Below are 1255 nucleotides of genomic sequence, written 5' to 3' on the forward strand. Positions count from 1 at the left end.
TGACGTGATATACTAAAGTTGTAACACTAATGCCGAATAATCTATTATAATAAGATTTAAGAAAGTGGTGTTACAAATGGCAAATAAAAAATATGATAAAGTATTTAAACAAAAGATAGCTAGATTATATTTAGAGGAAAATAGAACCTTGGCGAGCCTTGCAAAAGAATACAGTATTGCAAAATCTACAATTAATGGTTGGGTTAAGAGCTTTAGTGAAGAATGTATAGAGTCTGAAGATAAAATTTCTCCTAATGTATATGAAGAAATTAAGCTGTTAAAAAAGCGTGCAGCTGAACTTGAAAAGGAAAATGCTTTCCTAAAAAAGGCGGCAGCCTTCTTCGCCAAAGAGATAGACAATTAGTTTATCAGTTCATTGAGTTAAATCAAGTAGAGTTTGGCGTTAGATGGCTTCTGAGACATTTTGAGATATTTCCTAATGCATATTACAATTACCTAAAACGTAGAAAATCAACTTACAATCAACATAAACAATTAGTACAACACCAAATCAAAGAAATTTTTCACAGTGAAGATGGAAAAATGGGATATAGAATGATAAAACTCTCGTTAGAAAAACAAGGAACTAACCTGAGTCTATTAACTGTACATAAATATATGAAGGCATTAAATCTTAAGTCCATTTCTTTCAGAAAAAAGCCTAACTATGTAAAGGGTACTCCCCACAAAGTATTTAAAAATCTCTTAAATAGGGATTTTACAGCATCTAAGAAGAATTTAAAGTGGTGTACAGATTTTACATATATACACTCATCCAATGGCAAAATGATGTATAACTGTTGCATATTAGATCTACATGATAGAAGTGTTATGGCAAGTAAGTCATCTACAAATATAACAGCTGATTTAGCTATAGAAACACTTACAGAAGCAATACAGAACCATAAGCCAGCAGATGGACTAATACTTCATAGTGATCAAGGCTCTCAATATACTTCAAAGGCTTTTACTGCATTCTGTGAAAATAATAAAATACAACAATCTATGAGTAAAGCAGGATGTCCATATGATAATGCTCCTATGGAATCTTTCTATGGAAAACTTAAGAGTGAACATCTTAATCATTACAATATTAAAAATACTACGCATTTAGATGAATTAACAAATGACTATATTTTTAGATATTATCATCATAAAAGACCGCATAGTTTTTTAGGAGGGCTAACGCCTTTTGAAAGAAGGTATCTATAAAAATTAATCGAACTAGGTGTTGCAACTTTACTTGACCAGGTCA

1 protein-coding gene is annotated in these 1255 nt (G+C 31.0%); it reads left to right on the forward strand.

Translation table 11 applies throughout. From position 1 onward, the window contains the following. The first annotated feature begins 76 nt into the window (after positions 1-76). A protein-coding gene (locus CRN98_RS17265) for an IS3 family transposase (RefSeq protein ID WP_423237110.1) occupies positions 77-1212 on the forward strand; the annotation gives its coding sequence in 2 pieces (ribosomal slippage) (positions 77-335 and positions 335-1212; 1137 coding nt in all). The last annotated feature ends 43 nt before the right edge of the window (positions 1213-1255 follow it).

The sequence above is a fragment of the Clostridium peptidivorans genome (genome assembly GCF_900205925.1).
GTDB classification, from domain to species: Bacteria; Bacillota; Clostridia; order Clostridiales; family Clostridiaceae; genus Clostridium_AK; species Clostridium_AK peptidivorans.